The 17,317-nt window shown below is 71.1% G+C and carries 19 protein-coding genes and 1 pseudogene; 10 read left to right on the forward strand and 10 right to left on the reverse strand.

Features of this window, described 5'->3' with window-relative positions; all coding sequences use genetic code 11:
• Positions 1-298: 298 nt before the first annotated feature.
• Entirely contained in the window at positions 299-625 is a 327-nt protein-coding gene (locus ABCR94_RS24235) for a hypothetical protein (RefSeq protein WP_347122133.1), read from the reverse strand.
• Positions 626-754: 129 nt separating this feature from the next.
• Here ABCR94_RS24235 and ABCR94_RS24240 point away from each other — a divergent pair, with 129 nt between their 5' ends.
• Complete coding sequence (locus ABCR94_RS24240) at positions 755-1,096, forward strand: hypothetical protein (RefSeq protein ID WP_347122135.1); 342 nt, start codon at positions 755-757, stop codon at positions 1,094-1,096.
• A 23-nt stretch (positions 1,097-1,119) separates the two neighbouring features.
• On the opposite strand, the gene hutH is transcribed toward ABCR94_RS24240, so the two are convergent.
• From hutH to ABCR94_RS24265, 5 genes are all read right to left on the reverse strand, one after another.
• Complete coding sequence (hutH, locus tag ABCR94_RS24245) at positions 1,120-2,664, reverse strand: histidine ammonia-lyase (RefSeq protein ID WP_521977839.1); 1,545 nt, start codon at positions 2,662-2,664, stop codon at positions 1,120-1,122.
• 93 nt (positions 2,665-2,757) lie between these two features.
• Positions 2,758-3,897 carry a GGDEF domain-containing protein gene (locus ABCR94_RS24250; protein ID WP_521977686.1) on the reverse strand — a complete coding sequence of 380 codons (1,140 nt, stop codon included), beginning with the start codon at positions 3,895-3,897 and terminating at the stop codon, positions 2,758-2,760.
• Positions 3,898-3,948: 51 nt separating this feature from the next.
• Complete coding sequence (locus tag ABCR94_RS24255; RefSeq protein ID WP_347122141.1) at positions 3,949-4,779, reverse strand: enoyl-CoA hydratase/isomerase family protein; 831 nt, start codon at positions 4,777-4,779, stop codon at positions 3,949-3,951.
• A 295-nt stretch (positions 4,780-5,074) separates the two neighbouring features.
• Positions 5,075-6,190 carry an adenylate/guanylate cyclase domain-containing protein gene (locus ABCR94_RS24260; RefSeq protein ID WP_347122493.1) on the reverse strand — a complete coding sequence of 372 codons (1,116 nt, stop codon included), beginning with the start codon at positions 6,188-6,190 and terminating at the stop codon, positions 5,075-5,077.
• A gap of 545 nt (positions 6,191-6,735) precedes the next feature.
• A complete protein-coding gene (locus tag ABCR94_RS24265; protein ID WP_347122143.1) occupies positions 6,736-7,617 on the reverse strand; it encodes a biotin--[acetyl-CoA-carboxylase] ligase in 882 nt (293 codons plus the stop codon).
• 114 nt (positions 7,618-7,731) lie between these two features.
• Between ABCR94_RS24265 and ABCR94_RS24270 the strand changes: the two genes are divergently transcribed.
• Both ABCR94_RS24270 and ABCR94_RS24275 read left to right on the forward strand, forming a co-directional pair.
• Positions 7,732-9,348 carry an acyl-CoA carboxylase subunit beta gene (locus ABCR94_RS24270; RefSeq protein WP_347122144.1) on the forward strand — a complete coding sequence of 539 codons (1,617 nt, stop codon included), beginning with the start codon at positions 7,732-7,734 and terminating at the stop codon, positions 9,346-9,348.
• A 44-nt stretch (positions 9,349-9,392) separates the two neighbouring features.
• Positions 9,393-9,599 carry an acyl-CoA carboxylase epsilon subunit gene (locus tag ABCR94_RS24275; RefSeq protein WP_347122145.1) on the forward strand — a complete coding sequence of 69 codons (207 nt, stop codon included), beginning with the start codon at positions 9,393-9,395 and terminating at the stop codon, positions 9,597-9,599.
• A gap of 112 nt (positions 9,600-9,711) precedes the next feature.
• Here ABCR94_RS24275 and ABCR94_RS24280 read toward each other — a convergent pair whose 3' ends face one another.
• Positions 9,712-10,989 carry an SGNH/GDSL hydrolase family protein gene (locus ABCR94_RS24280; protein ID WP_521977690.1) on the reverse strand — a complete coding sequence of 426 codons (1,278 nt, stop codon included), beginning with the start codon at positions 10,987-10,989 and terminating at the stop codon, positions 9,712-9,714.
• A 78-nt stretch (positions 10,990-11,067) separates the two neighbouring features.
• On the opposite strand from ABCR94_RS24280, the gene ABCR94_RS24285 reads away from it, so the two are divergent.
• The 5 genes and pseudogenes from ABCR94_RS24285 to ABCR94_RS24305 all read left to right on the forward strand — a co-directional run bounded on the left by ABCR94_RS24285 (position 11,068) and on the right by ABCR94_RS24305 (position 13,310).
• On the forward strand, positions 11,068-11,727 hold the full coding sequence (locus ABCR94_RS24285; RefSeq protein WP_347122146.1) for a TetR/AcrR family transcriptional regulator: 660 nt from the start codon (positions 11,068-11,070) through the stop codon (positions 11,725-11,727).
• A 96-nt stretch (positions 11,728-11,823) separates the two neighbouring features.
• Positions 11,824-11,952: a morphogenic membrane protein MmpB gene (gene mmpB, locus ABCR94_RS24290; protein WP_347122148.1), complete on the forward strand. Its 129-nt coding sequence runs from the start codon at positions 11,824-11,826 to the stop codon at positions 11,950-11,952.
• A gap of 46 nt (positions 11,953-11,998) precedes the next feature.
• Positions 11,999-12,242, forward strand: a pseudogene (locus ABCR94_RS24295) (ribbon-helix-helix protein, CopG family).
• Entirely contained in the window at positions 12,239-12,673 is a 435-nt protein-coding gene (locus tag ABCR94_RS24300) for a type II toxin-antitoxin system VapC family toxin (RefSeq protein WP_347122150.1), read from the forward strand. Before ABCR94_RS24295 ends, ABCR94_RS24300 begins: the two are co-directional and overlap by 4 nt.
• 22 nt (positions 12,674-12,695) lie before the next feature.
• A complete protein-coding gene (locus ABCR94_RS24305; RefSeq protein ID WP_347122152.1) occupies positions 12,696-13,310 on the forward strand; it encodes a Maf family protein in 615 nt (204 codons plus the stop codon).
• Positions 13,311-13,337: 27 nt separating this feature from the next.
• Here ABCR94_RS24305 and ABCR94_RS24310 read toward each other — a convergent pair whose 3' ends face one another.
• The gene (locus ABCR94_RS24310; RefSeq protein WP_521977693.1) at positions 13,338-13,802 is read right to left on the reverse strand and encodes a hypothetical protein; all 465 of its coding nucleotides are present in this window, start codon (positions 13,800-13,802) and stop codon (positions 13,338-13,340) included.
• A gap of 359 nt (positions 13,803-14,161) precedes the next feature.
• Between ABCR94_RS24310 and ABCR94_RS24315 the strand changes: the two genes are divergently transcribed.
• Positions 14,162-15,913, forward strand: coding sequence for an acetyl/propionyl/methylcrotonyl-CoA carboxylase subunit alpha (locus ABCR94_RS24315; protein ID WP_347122155.1), 1,752 nt, complete (start codon positions 14,162-14,164; stop codon positions 15,911-15,913).
• A 72-nt stretch (positions 15,914-15,985) separates the two neighbouring features.
• Here the strand turns inward: ABCR94_RS24315 and ABCR94_RS24320 are convergent, their stop codons facing one another.
• A complete protein-coding gene (locus ABCR94_RS24320) occupies positions 15,986-16,237 on the reverse strand; it encodes a type II toxin-antitoxin system RelE family toxin (protein WP_347122157.1) in 252 nt (83 codons plus the stop codon).
• A complete protein-coding gene (locus tag ABCR94_RS24325; protein WP_347122158.1) occupies positions 16,234-16,506 on the reverse strand; it encodes a type II toxin-antitoxin system Phd/YefM family antitoxin in 273 nt (90 codons plus the stop codon). Before ABCR94_RS24325 ends, ABCR94_RS24320 begins: the two co-directional genes overlap by 4 nt.
• A 192-nt stretch (positions 16,507-16,698) precedes the next feature.
• On the opposite strand from ABCR94_RS24325, the gene ABCR94_RS24330 reads away from it, so the two are divergent.
• Positions 16,699-17,262, forward strand: coding sequence for a TetR/AcrR family transcriptional regulator (locus ABCR94_RS24330; protein ID WP_347122495.1), 564 nt, complete (start codon positions 16,699-16,701; stop codon positions 17,260-17,262).
• Positions 17,263-17,317: the final 55 nt, after the last annotated feature.

Raw genomic sequence — 17,317 nt, forward strand, 5'->3', positions numbered from 1 at the left:
CGTTGCCGATTCCCCACACGTCCCCGGGCAGAGCCGCTGGACAGCGTTTCCCTGCCAATGTCTTACAACACGTATTCCGACGCGTCCGTTCCACATCCGGGGAAGATGTGGGGAACACCACTCGCCGGCGACCGCCGGCGCACGCCGGCTCGCTCTGTCCGCCGACTCGTTCGTCGATCTCATCGACGCAGCCGCGCCGCCGCCGGTTGCAGCGGCGGGCGGCTTTGATGCGACAAGTTTTACGACACGTTCTACGACAGGTTCTATGCCACGTTCTATGACGAGGTCTCCAGGGACGCTACGCCCGGTCCCCCACTTCCTCCTCATCGAGGTCCCACTCCAAGGATTCAGGGTCGTATTCGATCTGCTCGCTGCTCCACGAGGCCTGCGCGAGCACCACCCCGGGGACGTCGCCGACCAGGTCCAACGGGTCCACGAGCTGGGCGAGGGCCTCCGCCACGTCTTCCCTGACACTGTCCTGGGCATGCATGCGATCGCCGTCCGCCCCGGCTGCGTCCGCCGCGACGGCGGCGAGGGCCGCTGTACTGAGGGCCCCTGGGTCGGTCACTTCCACGACGAGCTCCACCTGGAGCCGGACAAAGCGTGATGTGTCGGTTTCAGTCATGCGTCCGAGCGTAGGCTGCCCGGCCGCCGACGAGGGCACCTGACCCTCACGACTTTCCCGCGACCCGTTGCTTTCATTAGCATCGGCGCACACGGCCAATTCCCGGCACCATCAAGGGGGATCGATTACGTGTCCGCACGTCGACCACTGCTGACCGCCACCGCCGCCGGCACACTGCTGTGCGCCCTGTGGTTCGTCCCGTCCGCCAACGCGACCGCGGAGAAGGAGGCCCAGGCGCAGGAGGCTCGGACCCAGAAGGCCCAGGCCCAGGCGGAGCAGCACTCCGCCGCCGCTGCCGCCCCCGCCGACTCCGCCGCGCCCACGGAGTCGGACGCGTCCGACCAGGGCCTCAGGCTCGCCGACACGGGCGGCGTGGACACCACCCCGTATCTGATCGGCGGCACGGCCTTCCTCGGTACGGGCGCCGCCTTCGTGGCCTTCTCGATGAGACGGGCCGCGCGCCCGGTCTGACGCGCGGCCCACCCGCCTCCTGGTTACGCGAGCGGTCCTGTCACCGGCTCGACGACCTCCACAAGCCTGCCCGCACGTACGAAGGCGTCCGCGGCGGCCAGGTCGGGCGCCAGGAAACGGTCCGGGCCCGGCCCCTCGACGCCTGCCGCACGCAGCGCCGTGATGACCGCCCGCGAGGCCGGCGCGGGCTTGAGCCCCTCGCGCAACTCGATGCCGCGGGTGGCGGCGTACAGCTCGACGGCGACGATCCGCGTCAAGTTGTCGATGGAGGTGCGCAGCTTGCGCGCCGCCGACCAGCCCATGGAGACGTGGTCCTCCTGCATGGCGGAGGACGGGATCGAGTCGGCGGACGCCGGGACGGCGAGTCGCTTCATGTCGCTGACCAGGGCGGCCTGCGTGTACTGCGCGATCATCAGGCCCGAGTCGACACCGGGGTCGTCGGCCAGGAAGGGCGGCAGGCCGTGCGAACGGTTCTTGTCGAGCAGCCGGTCGGTGCGGCGCTCGGCGATGGAGCCCAGGTCGGCGGCGGCGATGGCCAGGAAGTCCAGGACGTACGCGACGGGCGCGCCGTGGAAGTTGCCGTTGGACTCGACGCGTCCGTCCGGCAGCACCACCGGGTTGTCGACGGCCGAGGCCAGCTCGCGCCCGGCGACGGTGAGGGCGTGCGCGATCGTGTCGCGGCCCGCGCCCGCGACCTGGGGGGCGCAGCGCACCGAGTAGGCGTCCTGGACGCGCGGCGCGTCGTCCTGGTGATGGCCGGTGAGCTCGGACCCGGCGAGCACCCGCAGCATGTTGTCGGCGCTGGCGCCCTGGCCGGGGTGCGGCCGGATTGCGTGCAGGTCGGGGGCGAGCACCTTGTCCGTACCGAGCAGCGCTTCGAGGCTCAGCGCGGCGGTGATGTCGGCGGAGGTGTAGAGCCGCTTCAGGTCGGCGATGGCCATGATCAGCATGCCGAGCATGCCGTCGGTGCCGTTGAGCAGCGCCAGACCCTCCTTCTCGCGCAGCTCCACGGGCACGATGCCGTGCGCGGCGAGCAGCTCACCGGCGGGCTTCAGCGTCCCGTCGGGGCCCTCGGCGTCGCCCTCGCCCATGAGCGCCAGCGCGCAGTGGGACAGCGGAGCGAGGTCGCCGGAGCAGCCGAGCGAGCCGAACTCGTGCACGACGGGCGTGATGCCCGCGTTGAGCAGGTCGGCGATGGTCTGCGCGACATGCGGCCGTACGCCGGTGTGGCCGGTGGCCAGGGTCTTGAGCCGCAGGAACATCAGCGCGCGTACGACCTCGCGCTCGACGTGCGGGCCCATGCCGGCGGCGTGCGACCGCACGATGTTGCGCTGCAGCTGGGCGCGCAGGTCCGGGCTGATGTGGCGGGAGGCCAGGGCCCCGAAGCCGGTCGAGACGCCGTACACGGGCTCGGGCTTGGCGGCCAGGGCGTCGATGATCTCGCGGGATGCGGCGAGGGCGGCGACGGCTTCGGCGGAGAGCTCGACACGGGCATTGCCCCGGGCTACGGCGATGACGTCCTCGGGGGTGGTCCCGGACGTCCCCAACACGACTGTGTGCCTGTGCATATCCATATTCAGAACCCTACGGACTGAATTCCTCGATGTCACTACCGGACGGCGGGACAGACCCTTACCTGTGACCATCCCGACCGACAGCCCTCAGGTCCGCCCCCGGAATCGACGGCGGTCGTGCGGGGCGGGCGGGGGTGTGTCCGCCAGCCTGACCACCGCCCCGTCGCGGCCCGCCACCACCGGCTTCGCCGCCCGCGCCGCCTTCGCGCGGTACTGCGCCGCGTCCGCGAGGCGGAACAGCCTGCGGGCCGAGTGCATCTCGCCGATGGGGTCGCCGGTCGAGGCAACCCCGCAGGCGACGCCCTCGCCCAGCTCCATCTCCCCGGCCCGTACGCACAGCTCCTCGGCCACCCGCACGACCTCGTCCGCCGACGGGCCGACCGCGAGCAGACAGAACTCGTCGCCGCCGAGCCGCGCGGCCAGCGCGCCCGGCAGCATCGCCCCGCACAGGGACAGGACGGAGCCGAAGCGCTCCAGGAGGCGGTCGCCGACCGCGTGACCGTGCGTGTCGTTGACCCGCTTGAGGCCGTTCAGGTCGCAGACGACGAGGCTGACGACCGTGCCCAACGTCCGGTGCCGCTCCACCGCCGCGTCCAGGCCCATGTCGACGGCGCGGCGGTTGGCCAGCCCGGTCAGCGGGTCGGTGTAGGCCAGCCTGCGGACCTCCTCCAGCCGCTCGGTCTGCGCGATGCCCGCCGCGGCCACCGACGCCAGCACCGTCGCGAAGTCCGCGTCGGACCGGCCGAAGACCGGGGCTCCGGTCGGCCTGGCGACGTACAGCTCGCCCCAGGCCCGCCCGCGCAGCACGATCGGCGCGACCACACACGAGCCGCGCCCGCGGCGGCGCAGCGCGGCGACCCGCTGATGGCAGTACCCGGCGGAGTCGGCGTCGTCCCCGGCCGGTCCCGCCGCCGTCTCGACCCAGGCGTTGGGCTCACCGCCGCCCGCCCACTGCTCGTGCAGGAACTCCGCGATCTCCGGAAACTGGTGGACGGGATACGTCTCCTCCTCGGGGAAGTCCTCCTCGCCCTCCGCGAGCTCGCCCGCATTGACGAGCACCCGCAGCCGCCCCAGCTCGCGCTCCCACACCGACACGGCGGCGAAGCTGCCGCCCAGCGCGTCCCGCGCGCCCAGCGCCGCCGCCCGCCAGGACTCGCGCGGGGTGTGCGCCGCTGCCATGGCTTGCGCCAGCGTCACTACGGCCCGCAGCCGCGCATCCTCACCCATCACCCCACCTTAGGGTGATTTGTATGACTACGGCCTTTCCGTCGTCCCCGCCTACTCGCCCGGCCAGTGCGGCTTGCGCTTCTCGTTGAACGCCGCGACGCCCTCCGCGCGGTCGCCTGAGAAGGCCACGGACCGCCACGCGGCGTCCTCGACCTCCAGGCCCGCCCGCAGGTCGAGACCGTGCCCGAGCCGCATCGCGCGCTTCGCCGCGCGCAGCCCCACCGGGGAGTTTCCGGCGATACGCGCCGCGAGCGCCAGCGCCTCCTCGCGGGCCTGCCCCGCGTCCACCAGCTGGTCGACGAGCCCGAGCGAGGCCGCTTCCGCCGCCTCCACACGCCGCGCCGTGAACACCAGCTCGGCCGCCCGCGCCGCGCCGACCCGCCTCGGCAGCAGCTGCGTACCGCCGCCACCTGGGATCACGCCGACCGACACTTCGGGCAGCCCGACCACGGCGGTGGCGTCCGCCACGATCAGGTCGCAGGCCAACGCCAGCTCGAAGCCGCCGCCGAGGGCGAAGCCGTGCACGGCGGCGATCGTGGGCATCGGCAGGTCGAGCACCCCGGTGTACGCACCCCGGGCGACCGGGCGCTGACGCACCAACTGGGCGTCCGTGAAGGAGTTGCGCTCCTTGAGGTCGGCCCCGACGCAGAAGGCACGCGCGCTGCTGGAGGTCACCACGGTGACCCGTACCGAGGGGTCCGCGGCGAGCGCGTCGCACGCGGCGGCGATGGAGCGGGCCATGTCGGTGGACACGGCGTTCATCGCCTTGGGCCGGTCGAGCACCAGCTCGGCCACGTGCCCGCCGTCGCCGTGCCGTCGTACGGCGACGAACTCACCGAATTGCTGCGGTTGCGACGGCTGCTGCTGCTCGCTCGTGCTCATGCGGGTGCCCTCCCGGTTAACGACCGTTACCGGGGCGATCCTAGTGGGGGCGCCTGCGGCGAGCTGTTCCCCTACCCGCCCCTTCCCGAAGCCGGGGGAGGCCCCCGGACCCCTGGACGCCCTTCGGGCGTGTCCTCAATCGCCGGACGGGCTGAAGAGGTTGCCGCATACGGCAATCTTCAGCCCGTCCGGCGATTGAGGACCGGGGTCTGGGGCGGAGCCCCAGTTGCGGGAAGGGGCGGGTAGGGGAACAGCCCCGCGCACCGGCACCCGCACCCCCACCGGCCCGCACCCGCTACGGCGTCGTCCGCCGCGTCAGCAACCAAGGCTCGACCGTCCCAAGACCCCGCACCGGCCGCTGCCACATCGGCTGAAGCGCGAACCGGTACGAGGGCGGCTCCACGCCCTCCTTCTCGGCCTTCTCCGCCTCCACAGCCGCCTCCGCCTCGGAAACCGGCGCGTCCCCGGTCCGCGAAAGCTCCTCGGCGAACGCCTCGTCCACCAGCAGCGCGTCCTTCGGCGCTATGGACGTGAGCCGGCTCGCCAGATTCACCGTCGTACCGAAGACGTCGCCCATCCGCGTGGTGACCGTGCCGAAGGCGATGCCGACGCGCAGGGCGGGCATCGCCTGGTCGTTGGCCATCGTCTCGATGAGCCGCAGCGCGATCTCCGCCGCAGTGCCCGCGTCGTCCGCCGCGTACAGGACCTCGTCGCCGAGGGTCTTGATGAGCCGGCCACCGTGCGCCGCGACCAGGTCCGCCGCGGTCGTCTCGAACGCCTCGACCAGCTCGCCCAGTTCCTCCTCCTCCAGCCGGCGCGTCAGCCGGGTGAAGCCGACGAGGTCCGCGAAGCCGACCGCGAGCCGCCGGTCGACCATCTCGTCGTCGTCGGCGGCCTGGACGACCCGGCCGGTCGCGGCGGCGAGCTGGCGCCGCCACACATAGACCAGGAACTCCTCCAGCTCCGGGAGGAGCAGCTCGACCAGGGGGTACGTGACCTCGGTACGGGTCATGCCGGGCTCGGGCGGCTCCGTCAGACCCTCCAAGAAGGAATCGATCTGCCATTCCGCCAGCCGGGCGGTGGTCTGCCCGGTGGACCGGGCGACCTGCACCGCCATCGGCTCGCTCAGCAGCCCGGCCTCGACCAGTCCCGCGAGGCGGCGCAGGGCCAGGACGTCCGCCTCGGTCAGAGCCTTGGCCTGCCCGATGTCGGCGAAGCCCATGGCGCGCCAGAAGCGGGAGGCGAGGTCCATCGAGACGCCTGCGGTACGGGCCGCCTGGAAGGGCGTATAACGGCGCTCGGCGCCGAGGATCAGCTGCTCCAGACGGATGGCGAGCGGGTCGTCGGTCGGCTCGGCGGTGTGGTCGACGGCGTGGTGCGGGGTGGGGTGGAGCGAGACCTCGGGCTCCATCCGGGCCTCGATCTCGTCCTCCTCGGCAGACCCCTCGGCCCACGGCCCGGTCCCGTCCGACTCCGTGTCCTCCTGAGACCGCGACGCCCGCCAGGACCCGGAACCGGCCCCGACCTCGGCGTCGTCCGGACCCCGCGCCCCGGAACCGTCCCCGACACGGGCTTGAGCACCGTCCGCGGCATGGTCGTTCGCACCGGACCGCGCACCGCCGCCCGGCTCGGCACCCGCGCCGTCACCTGCCCGGGACTGGGCCCCGTCCGCGGCCGCAACGGCACGGGAGGCCCCGCCGTCACCGCCCGCAGCTCCGCCACTCGCCCGTGCGGGCGCGCCTTCGTCCGCGCCGGTACCCGCGCGGGACGTCACACCGTCACCTCGCGGCGCCGCACCCGCTCCGCCCCCCGCAGGGGACCCCGCACGGGAGGTCCCGTCGTCGACGGTCACCTGCCGCCTCCTGCCCGTTCCCTGCGCACTGCCTGTGTCCTGCCGTTCGGTCGTCGCGCGATCTGTCGCGGATCGCCTCAACGATACGGCAGGTGTGCCCTACCTCACTCCCCAGTCCCCGGTGTCCCCCCTGTACCCGGACCCGGCCGCAGGTGTACGACGTCGCCCGCCCCCACCGGCTGCTGCATGCCCTCCGCCGTCGCCAGCACCAGCCGCCCGTCGCCGTCGACCGCCACCGCCTCCCCGGTCAGCGACCGGCCGCCGGGCAGTTCGGCCCGTACCGTACGGCCGAGTGTCGAGCAGCCCGCCGCGTACGCCTCCTGGAGGCGGCTGGCCGCCGGGTCGCCGCCACTGGTACGCCAATCGGCGTACCACTGGCCCAGCGAGCGCAGTACCGCGCGAAGGAGCGGATCGCGGTCGGTGGAGGCCGCGCCCGCGAGCAGCAGCGAGCCCGCGCCCGGCACCGGCAGCTCCTTCTCCGTGAGCGAGACATTGATGCCGATCCCGACCACGACGCCGTCCGCCGCGCGCTCCGCGAGGATGCCGCCAGCCTTGCGCTCCTCGCCGTCGATCGTGACCAGCAGGTCATTGGGCCACTTCAGGGCCGTGTCGACGCCCGCCGAGCGGGACAGCGCGGTGGCCACCGCGACGCCGCTGAGCAGCGGCAGCCAGCCCCAGCGCTCGATGGGCACCTCGGTGGGCTTCAGGAGTACGGAGAAGAACAGCCCGGAGCGCGCGGGCGCCGACCACTGGCGGTCGAGGCGGCCCCGGCCCCTGGTCTGTTCCTCGGCGACGAGCACCGCGCCCTCGGGCAGGTCGCCCGCGCGCGCGGCTAGGTCGCTGTTGGTCGATCCGGTGGCGGACACGACGTCCAGCGACGTCCACAGTCCGCCGGGCCGCAGCAGCGCGCGGCGCAGCGCGGGGGCGTTCAGCGGCGGTCGGCCGAGGTCGGACCAGCGTGCGTCTGGAGCATCCGGAGGCGTCATGCAACCCAGCGTAGGTGTGGCAAACGACGCACTGCCGAGTGGCATCCGCGCCGCTACGCTACGTGTCAGTAGCCGAAGTAGCCGTCCGTTGACCAGGCAGGGAGCCCCATCCCGATGTCAGAGGCCGAGATCGCCAACGCCGATGTCGATGCACAGAACAGTCAGACGACCGCGCACACGACCGCGGGAAAAATCGCGGATCTGCAGCGCCGTATCGATGAGGCGACGCACGCGGGCTCCGAGCGCGCGGTCGAAAAGCAGCACGCCAAGGGCAAGTTGACGGCGCGCGAGCGGATCGATCTGCTCATGGACGAGGGATCGTTCATGGAGCTCGACGAGTTCGCGCGGCACCGTTCGACCAACTTCGGCATCGAGAAGAACCGCCCGTACGGCGACGGTGTCGTCACCGGTTACGGCATGGTCGACGGCCGCCCGGTCTGCGTGTATTCGCAGGACTTCACCATTTTCGGCGGCTCGCTCGGCGAGGTCTACGGCGAGAAGATCGTCAAGGTCATGGACTTCGCGCTGAAGACCGGCTGCCCGGTCATCGGCATCAACGACGGCGGTGGCGCGCGCATCCAGGAGGGTGTGGTCGCGCTCGGCCTGTTCGCCGAGATCTTCCGCCGCAACGTCCACGCGTCGGGCGTCGTACCGCAGATCAGCCTGATCGTCGGCCCGTGCGCGGGCGGCGCGGTGTACTCGCCCGCAATCACCGACTTCACGGTGATGGTCGACCAGACCTCGCACATGTTCATTACCGGGCCCGACGTCATCAAGACGGTCACCGGTGAGGACGTGGGCTTCGAGGAGCTGGGCGGCGCGCGTACGCACAACACCACATCGGGTGTCGCGCACCACATGGCGGGGGACGAGAAGGACGCCATCGAGTACGTCAAGTCCCTCCTGTCCTACCTGCCTTCGAACAACCTCACCGAGGCCCCCGCCTATCCCGAGGTGGCGGACCTGGAGACGTCCGACGAGGACCGTGAGCTCGACGTCCTCATCCCGGACAGCGCCAATCAGCCGTACGACATGCACACCGCCATCGAACACGTCCTGGACGACGCGGAGTTCCTGGAGACCCAGGCACTGTTCGCACCGAACATCCTGACCGGCTTCGGCCGGGTCGAGGGCCGCCCGGTGGGCATCGTCGCCAACCAGCCTATGCAGTACGCCGGTTGCCTGGACATCAACGCCTCCGAGAAGGCCGCGCGCTTCGTCCGCACCTGCGACGCCTTCAATGTGCCGGTCCTCACCTTCGTGGACGTGCCGGGCTTCCTGCCGGGCGTGGACCAGGAGTACGGCGGCATCATCCGGCGCGGCGCAAAGCTGATCTACGCGTACGCGGAGGCCACGGTCCCGCTGATCACCGTTATCACCCGCAAGGCCTTCGGCGGCGCGTACGACGTGATGGGCTCCAAGCACCTGGGCGCCGACCTCAATCTGGCCTGGCCGACCGCGCAGATCGCGGTCATGGGCGCGCAGGGCGCGGTGAACATCCTGCACCGCAGGACCATCGCCGCATCCGACGACCCCGAGGCGGCCCGCGCCGAGCTGATCGCCGACTACGAGGACACCCTGCTCAACCCGTACGTCGCGGCGGAGCGCGGTTACGTCGACGCAGTGATCATGCCGTCGGAGACCCGCCGCCACATCGTGCGCGGGCTGCGCCAGCTGCGTACGAAGCGTGAGTCGCTGCCGCCGAAGAAGCACGGCAACATCCCGCTCTAGTTCCAGGACTGCAGGACTGCAGGACTCCAGAAAGGGTCGTTCGGATGATCAAGGTCGTACGGGGCAACCCGACATCGGAGGAGCTGGCCGCCGCACTCGCGGTAGTCCAAGCGCGCGCCGCGGCGGCGGAGAACTCGCCGTCCGGCGCACACGAGCCGGCAGCCGCCTGGGCGGACCCGGCGCGGGTGGCGCGGCATTCGATGCCGCAGCCAGGCCCGCAGGCGTGGAGCCGGACGTACTGGCCCGCGTGACGCCGGACGGCGTGGCGCCGCACATCGGGACGCCGCACAAGGAGGGCCGGACCCGCGTGCCGGGTCCGGCCCTCCGCGCGTCCCTCTCCGCGCGTCTCCCCCTCCGCGCGTCTCAGAGGACGGCCGCGACCGTCTTCGCCATCAGCCGGTACCCCGCGTCATTCGGGTGCAGGCCGTCCTTGAAGTCGTACGCCGGGTTGAGGCGTTCGGCGTCGGCCGGGTCCGCGAGGACCTTGTCGAAGTCGGCGACCGCGTCGAACTCCCCCGAGGTGCGGATCCAGTCGTTGACCTCGTCGCTGACCTGCCGCGCGTGCTCGCCCCAGTGGTCGGAGCCCTTGAGCGGGAGCAGCGTGGCGCCGACGATCCGCAGGCCCCTGGCGTGCGCCGCGCGGATCAACTCCCGGTATCCGGCGATCAGCTCGGCGGCCGGTACGACGGGCGACGGCTTGTAGGTGGGCTGGTCCTTCGCCTCGCTGAAGCCGATGTCGTTGAGCCCTTCGAGGAGGACGACGGTGGAGACGCCGGGCTGGTCGAGTGCGTCACGGCCGAAGCGGGCGGTGGCCCGTTCGCCGTACCAGGCCGAGTCGTTGAGAAGGAGGTTGCCGCCGATGCCCTGGTTGATCACGGGGCGCCCGGTGCGCTCGGCGAGGGCGTCGGAGTAGCGGCGGTCGGTGTTCGGGGTCGAGCCGAAGCCGTCGGTGATGGAGTCGCCGAAGAGGACGATGCCGTCGGTGCGGGGGCGCTCGCCACCGCCGACCTCGACGCCCGACAGGTAGTACCAGGACTGGGTGGCGTCGGTGAAGGCGGCGGCGGAGGTGGCGCCGCGCCGGTCCCCCTCGGCGCGGTAACTGTCGGTCCAGGCCTGGGAGTGGAAGGTGGCGGGCCCTGTGGTCCCGGCGAGGTAGAGGGTGACGGTCACCGACTCCAGGCGCTTCAGCCCCAACTGCGCGGCGTCGCTGCGCAGTTCGCCGTGCGCCGGTATCGCCACGGACCGCTTCCCGGCGAAGGTGAGGTGGCGGACGCTGCCCGGCTCGACGGCGGCCCCCTTGTCCGTACGGGCGAGGGTCGCGCCGGTGATGCGCAGCGGGGAGGTCCCGTACGCGTTGGAGAGGCGGATACGGGCCCGCTCACCGGCGGCGGTGACCCGGACGACCTGGCGGACGGTCTGGCCGGAGAAGCCCTCCTGCGACCAGTTCGGGGTGAAGCCGATGGCGGGGCTCTGCGGCGACGCACCCCATGCGGCGGTCCAGCGGGCGGAGGGCGGCTTGGCGGGGGCGGGCCGCGGGGACGCGGCCGGTGCGGACGACGCGTGCGCCGCGCCGAGCAGGCCGAGGGCGAGGGCGGCGGCGAGGACGGGTGCCGCGGTGCGGCGTACGCGGTGAATGTGCACGGCAATGCTCCTTCGATCGCCCTAATGGGCGGCGAGTTCCGTTAGGATATGAGGACCGTAACAGAGCCGGAGCCTTTAATGGAACAGAATTCCCGTTTGGAAGGTCCGGAAGCGGCGCCCAGCGGTCCGGAGGCCACGCCCGGCAGCGTGCGGCCGGGCGGCCGGACCGCCAAGGTCCGCGCCGCCGTGCTCGACGCCACCCAGGACGCACTCGTCGAACAGGGCTTCCACGGGCTGAACATGGACCGCGTCGCGGCGGGCGCGGGCGTCGGCAAGACCACCGTCTACCGGCGCTGGGGCTCGTCGGTCGGCCTGATCGCCGATCTTCTGCGCGACATGGCCGAGCAGTCCCTGCCCGCCGCCGACACCGGCTCACTTGAGGGCGACCTGCTGACCAACGCCCGTCTCGTACGGCAGACCCTTACCGACCCCCGGATGGGCGCCGTGTTCCAGGCCGTCATCGCCGCCGCCGCGTGCGACGCGCAGTGCGCGACCGCGCTGAACGGCTTCTACGCGACCCGCATCCGCGAGTGGGCGCCCTGCGTGGAGCGGGCCGTCGAGCGCGGCGAGGTGCCGGCCGGGACGGACGCGGGCGAGGTGATCCGGGCGGTCTCCGCGCCGCTGTACTACCGCTTCGCGGTCAGCCGCGAAGCGGTGGCCGAGGCGGACGCGGACCGGGCGGCGGGCGCGGCCCTCGCGGCGGCACGGGCGGGGGCGTACGTGGCCGTAGGCCTGTAGGCCCGTAGGCCCCAGGGGGACTAGTCCGTAGGTGGGGCGGCGTTTGAGTACGGATACTCAGGCGCCGGAGGCGTCACGGGCCGCAGGATCGATTGCATGCTGTGGTCCGACCCGGAGAACGAGCCGCCAAAAGAGCTGCGTGAGACGGAGGCGATGCTTCGTCGCATGGGGCTGCTGCTGGCGCTGGCGATGGTGATCGCCATGTTCGTGCTCGGCATCCACTGAAACTGCCACCCTGCCACCCTGCCATACAGGCTGGTACCCATAGGGCATGAAAAAGACCACGGTGTACCTTCCCGAGGAGCTTGAGCTCCGCCTGGACGCCGAGTCGGCAGCCACCGGAGTCAGCAAGGCCGAGCTCATCCGCCGGGGCATCGCCCAGCTCCTCGACAACTCGTCCCGGCCCAAAGAGCAACCACCCTCTGCCCGCGTTCAACAGCGGCCGTTCGCTCACGCCTGAGCAGATGGACGACGCCATTTACGAACGCATCAAGGAAAGGGCGGCCAGGCGTTGATCATCGTTGCCGACACCTCGGCCGTCTTCGCGGCCTTCGACGCCACCCAGCCCGAACATGGCGGCGCCGTCCGCATCATGGCGCAGGAGACACTGGCGATCTCCCCGCTCGTCGTCACGGAGCTCGACCATCTCGCCCAGTGCCACCTCGGGTTTCCGGAGGCACTTCGCGTCATGGAAGCCGTCAACGAGCGCCTTGTGGACGGTCAGTACAAACTCGCCACACTGCACCCCGTGGATCTCGTAGCAGCGCACGAAGTGCGGCAGAAGTACGAAGGCTTGCGGCTCGACCTCGCGGATGCAGTCGGCGTCGTCCTGGCCGACCGGTATCGAACCGACCGGATCTTCACCCTCGATCAGCACGACTTCAGGGCCATCACCCCGCTGACCAAGGGCTTCAAGGCCTTCCGCATCCTGCCACTCGACGCCTGAGCCCTGACCAGCGCCTCGTACGATGACCCGTATGACTGATCCCCGCCGCCGTCTCGTCCTCGCCTCCGCCTCCCCCGCCCGCCTCGCGCTGCTGCGGCAGGCCGGGCTCGCTCCTGAGGTGGTTGTCAGTGGGGTCGACGAGGACGCCGTGACCGCCCCTACCCCGGGCGAGCTGGCGCTCGTACTCGCGGAGGCGAAAGCCGCGTCCGTCGCGGGGCGGGACGAGGCCTCCGGCGCGCTGGTCATCGGCTGCGACTCCGTGCTCGAACTCGACGGCGAGGCGCTGGGCAAGCCCGTCGACGCCGAGGACGCCACCGCCCGCTGGAAGTCCATGCGCGGGCGCGTCGGCATCCTGCGGACCGGCCACTGCGTGATCGACACCGCGACCGGGCGCAGGGCCGCCGCCACCGCGTCCACCACGGTCCGCTTCGGCGAGCCGACCGACGCCGAGATCGCCGCGTACGTCGCGACCGGTGAGCCGTTGTACGTCGCGGGCGCCTTCACGCTCGACGGCCGCTCGGCGCCGTTCATCGACTCCATCGACGGCGACCACGGCAATGTCATCGGCCTGTCGCTGCCGCTACTGCGGCGACTCCTCGGCGAGCTGGGAATCTCGATCACCGACCTGTGGGTGTGACGCCCGCCGGAGCGCGGCCACGGCGCATCAGGCCGGCGCGGGCGCCCCGTTCTCCGGCCCCGCCATCGGCGCGTCCACCGGGTCCGCCTCATCGCGCTCGACCCGCGGGCCGTACGCGATGAGCGCCAGCACGATCAGCCCGAACTCGACCATCATCAGCGCGAACGCGGACCAGCCCACCAGGCCGACCGTCAGCGCCCCGAGCACCACATGCACCACGGCGCACACGATCAGCAGGATGCGGCCGATGCGGCCCGGCGGCCTGTCCGACAGCGCGCTGCGCAGCAGCACCACTCCGCAGATCGCCAGATAGAGGCCGAAGAGGCCGCCCATCGCCCAGGTGGAAGTGGCCATGGCTCCGGGGTCCAGGCCGGCCAGGGACATCGACTGGCCGTCAACGACCTTGCCGAGGATCCAGTTGACGAAAACTATTCCGATGGCTTCGACGAACAGCGCAGCCGCAGCTGCGGCAGCTATCGGTCTGCGCACCACGGCGCCCACCCTCTTCCGCTGTTACCTCATGTACGCACGACAGCGCGAACGCTACTCACGGGTAAACCTCTGGACAAGGGGTCGCGCGAAGTCGTGACGCGCAGCAGAGAATCTTTCGGGTGTTCGTAGAGACCCGACAAAGAAAGCAGGGGTGGCGGTGACCCCTGCAACAGAGACCTTGCCCACACAGGAAGGCTACTGTTCGGTGGGGAAACCCGTCGTACCGTGATGCGACAAGGGAATTCAGGACTCGCGCGGACCTCGAACACGCTCTGTGTGGGCAAGCTCACCATTGGGGACGGGTCGTAACGTCGTGTCGGCAGTCCCTAAAATCAGCTTGTTTCAAGGAGGGAGCCATCGTGCGCAAGGTGCTCATCGCCAACCGTGGCGAAATCGCTGTCCGCGTTGCCCGAGCATGCCGAGACGCCGGGATCGCGAGCGTAGCCGTCTACGCCGACCCGGACCGGGATGCTCTGCATGTCCGCGCGGCCGACGAGGCATTCGCCCTGGGCGGTGACACCCCGGCCGCCAGCTACCTGGACATGGCCAAGGTGCTCCAGGCGGCCAAGGACTCGGGTGCCGACGCCATTCACCCCGGCTACGGATTCCTGTCCGAGAACGCCGAATTCGCGCAGGCCGTCCTGGACGCGGGCCTCACCTGGATCGGCCCGCCGCCGCAGGCCATCCGCGACCTGGGTGACAAGGTCGCGGCCCGGCACATCGCGCAGCGCGCGGGCGCGCCGCTGGTCGCCGGCACGCCGGACCCGGTCACCGGCTCGGACGAAGTCGTGGTGTTCGCCGAACAGAACGGTCTGCCGGTCGCCATCAAGGCGGCCTTCGGCGGCGGCGGTCGCGGCCTGAAGGTCGCCCGTACGATCGAAGAGATCCCGGAGCTGTACGACTCCGCGGTTCGCGAGGCCGTTGCCGCCTTCGGCCGCGGCGAGTGCTTCGTCGAGCGTTACCTCGACAAGCCGCGGCACGTCGAGACCCAGTGCCTGGCCGACAGCCACGGCAACGTCGTCGTCGTATCGACGCGTGACTGCTCGCTCCAGCGCAGGCACCAGAAGCTCGTCGAAGAGGCACCCGCGCCCTTCCTGAGCGACGCCCAGAACGCCGAGCTTTACGCCGCGTCGAAGGCCATCCTCAAGGAGGCTGGCTACGTCGGCGCCGGCACCGTCGAGTTCCTCGTCGGGGTCGACGGCACGATCTCCTTCCTGGAGGTCAACACCCGCCTCCAGGTGGAGCACCCGGTTACCGAAGAGGTCACCGGCATCGACCTGGTCCGCGAGATGTTCCGCATCGCGGACGGCGAAGAGCTCGGCTACGGCGACCCCGCCGTGCGCGGCCACTCCTTCGAGTTCCGCATCAACGGCGAGGACCCGGGCCGCGGCTTCCTGCCCGCCCCGGGCACCGTCACCACCTTCGCCCCCCCGTCGGGCCCCGGCGTGCGGCTGGACGCGGGCGTCGAGTCGGGCTCGGTCATCGGCCCGGCCTGGGACTCGCTGCTCGCCAAGCTCATCGTCACCGGCGCCACCCGCGAGCAGGCGCTCCAGCGCGCCTCCCGCGCACTGGGCGAGTTCAACGTCGAGGGCATGGCCACGGCCATCCCGTTCCACCGCAAGGTGGTCGTCGACCCGGCCTTCACCGCCGACCCGTTCAGGGTGCACACCCGCTGGATCGAGACCGAGTTCGTCAACGACGTACCGGCGTTCATCCCCACCGATGTGGACACCGAGGACGAGCCGGGCCGCGAGACGGTCGTCGTCGAGGTCGGTGGCAAGCGCCTTGAGGTCTCGCTGCCGTCCTCGCTGGGCATGACGCTGGCCCGCACCGCCGCGGCAGGCGGCGCCAAGCCCAAGCGCCGCGCCGCCAAGAAGTCCGCTGCGGCGGCTTCCGGCGACACCCTCGCGTCCCCGATGCAGGGCACGATCGTCAAGGTCGCGGTCGAGGAGGGCCAGGAGGTCAAGGAGGGCGACCTCGTTGTCGTCCTGGAGGCTATGAAGATGGAGCAGCCCCTGAACGCGCACCGCTCGGGCACCGTCAAGGGCCTGGCGGCGGAGGTCGGCGCGTCCGTCACCTCGGGCGCGATGATCTGCGAGATCAAGGACTGACGTCCGGCCGTGCATGAGTTGAGGGCCCCGCCGATCTCGGCGGGGCCCTCAATTTCTGCTTCTGCCGGTACGTCAGGCGACACGGCCCACCTTGGCCACATGCACGGTCACCGTCTCGTCGACGATCTCGTACAGGACACGCCAGCGCCCCACACGGAGTCGGTAGTAACCGGACCCTGCCAGTTGCGCAGCAGCTGCCGGACACGGGTCAGCAGTCAGCTCCTGTACGGCGATTGCGCAAGCCTTGGCCCCACCTGGGTCCACCTCCCGCAGCCGACGAAACTCGGCCATCGCCGGGTATTCCCACACCAGCGTGTACGTCACCGTTCAACCTGCCGGTCCTCGGCCTCGAGCTGCTCCATGAACTCCTCGTGCGTCAACGTCGCGCCGCCAGGATTTGCACGTCGGGCGCGGATCTCGGCAATGTCTGCCTCGTCACGCAGACGCTGGAGCTCTTCCAGCTCTCCTATCGGGATCAGCGCAGCCGCCGGCTTCCCGTACTCGCTGATCAGAATGTGCTCGTGCCCGTGGCGCACGCGGCCGACCAGCTGGCCGAGCTGATTCCGGGCCTCGACAAGCGCGTAGGTATCCATGAGGCAAACAGTACTCACCTGCGGGTGTGTACGTCAAGCGGGCCGCGGCGCCCCCAGCGAATGTGCCCAATGGCATCCTGGAGACCAGCGGCACCGGCAGACACGGAGAAGGGCGGCGCAATGGCGACCAGCAGCGCACAGGTCGGTGCACAGACGTCGGCGACCGCATCGGCGACGTCCGCACGGCGGCCCATGCGCGCCGACGCGCGCCGCAACTACGAGCGACTGCTCGACGAGGCCCGCTCCGCGTTCGCGGAGCACGGCACGGACGCCTCACTGGAGGACGTCGCCCGCCGCGCCGGGGTGGGCATCGGCACGCTCTACCGGCACTTCCCCAACCGGCACGCGCTGATGAGCGCGGTCTTCCAGGGCGCGGTGGACGAACTGCTCGCGCATTCGCGCGCACTCGCCGACAGCGAGGTCCCCTGTACGGCACTGGTGACCTGGCTGCGCGACATCGTCACTCATGCGGGTGAGTATCGTGGCCTCGCCCGCGAGCTCATGTCGGCCTCGCACGACGACAGTTCGGCGCTGGCACGGTGCAGCACGCCAATGAGAGAGGCCGGCGAGCGGCTGCTCGTACGGGCTCAGGAGAGCGGCGCCGTCAGGCCCGATGTCTCCATCGGGGACCTGATGCAGCTGACCAACGCCATCGCGCTGGCCGCCGAACAGGCTCCGGACGATCCGGAGTTGGCCGACCGTCTGCTGACGCTGACCCTGAAGGGCCTGCGGGCGGAAGAGCCCAAGAGGCTGTAGCCGGTGGTGCGTTGACCGGATGGTCGTCGACCGCGTTGCGCCGGTCGACTTCGGT

The organism is Streptomyces changchenzhani, from assembly GCF_039766235.1.
Taxonomy (GTDB): domain Bacteria; phylum Actinomycetota; class Actinomycetes; order Streptomycetales; family Streptomycetaceae; genus Streptomyces.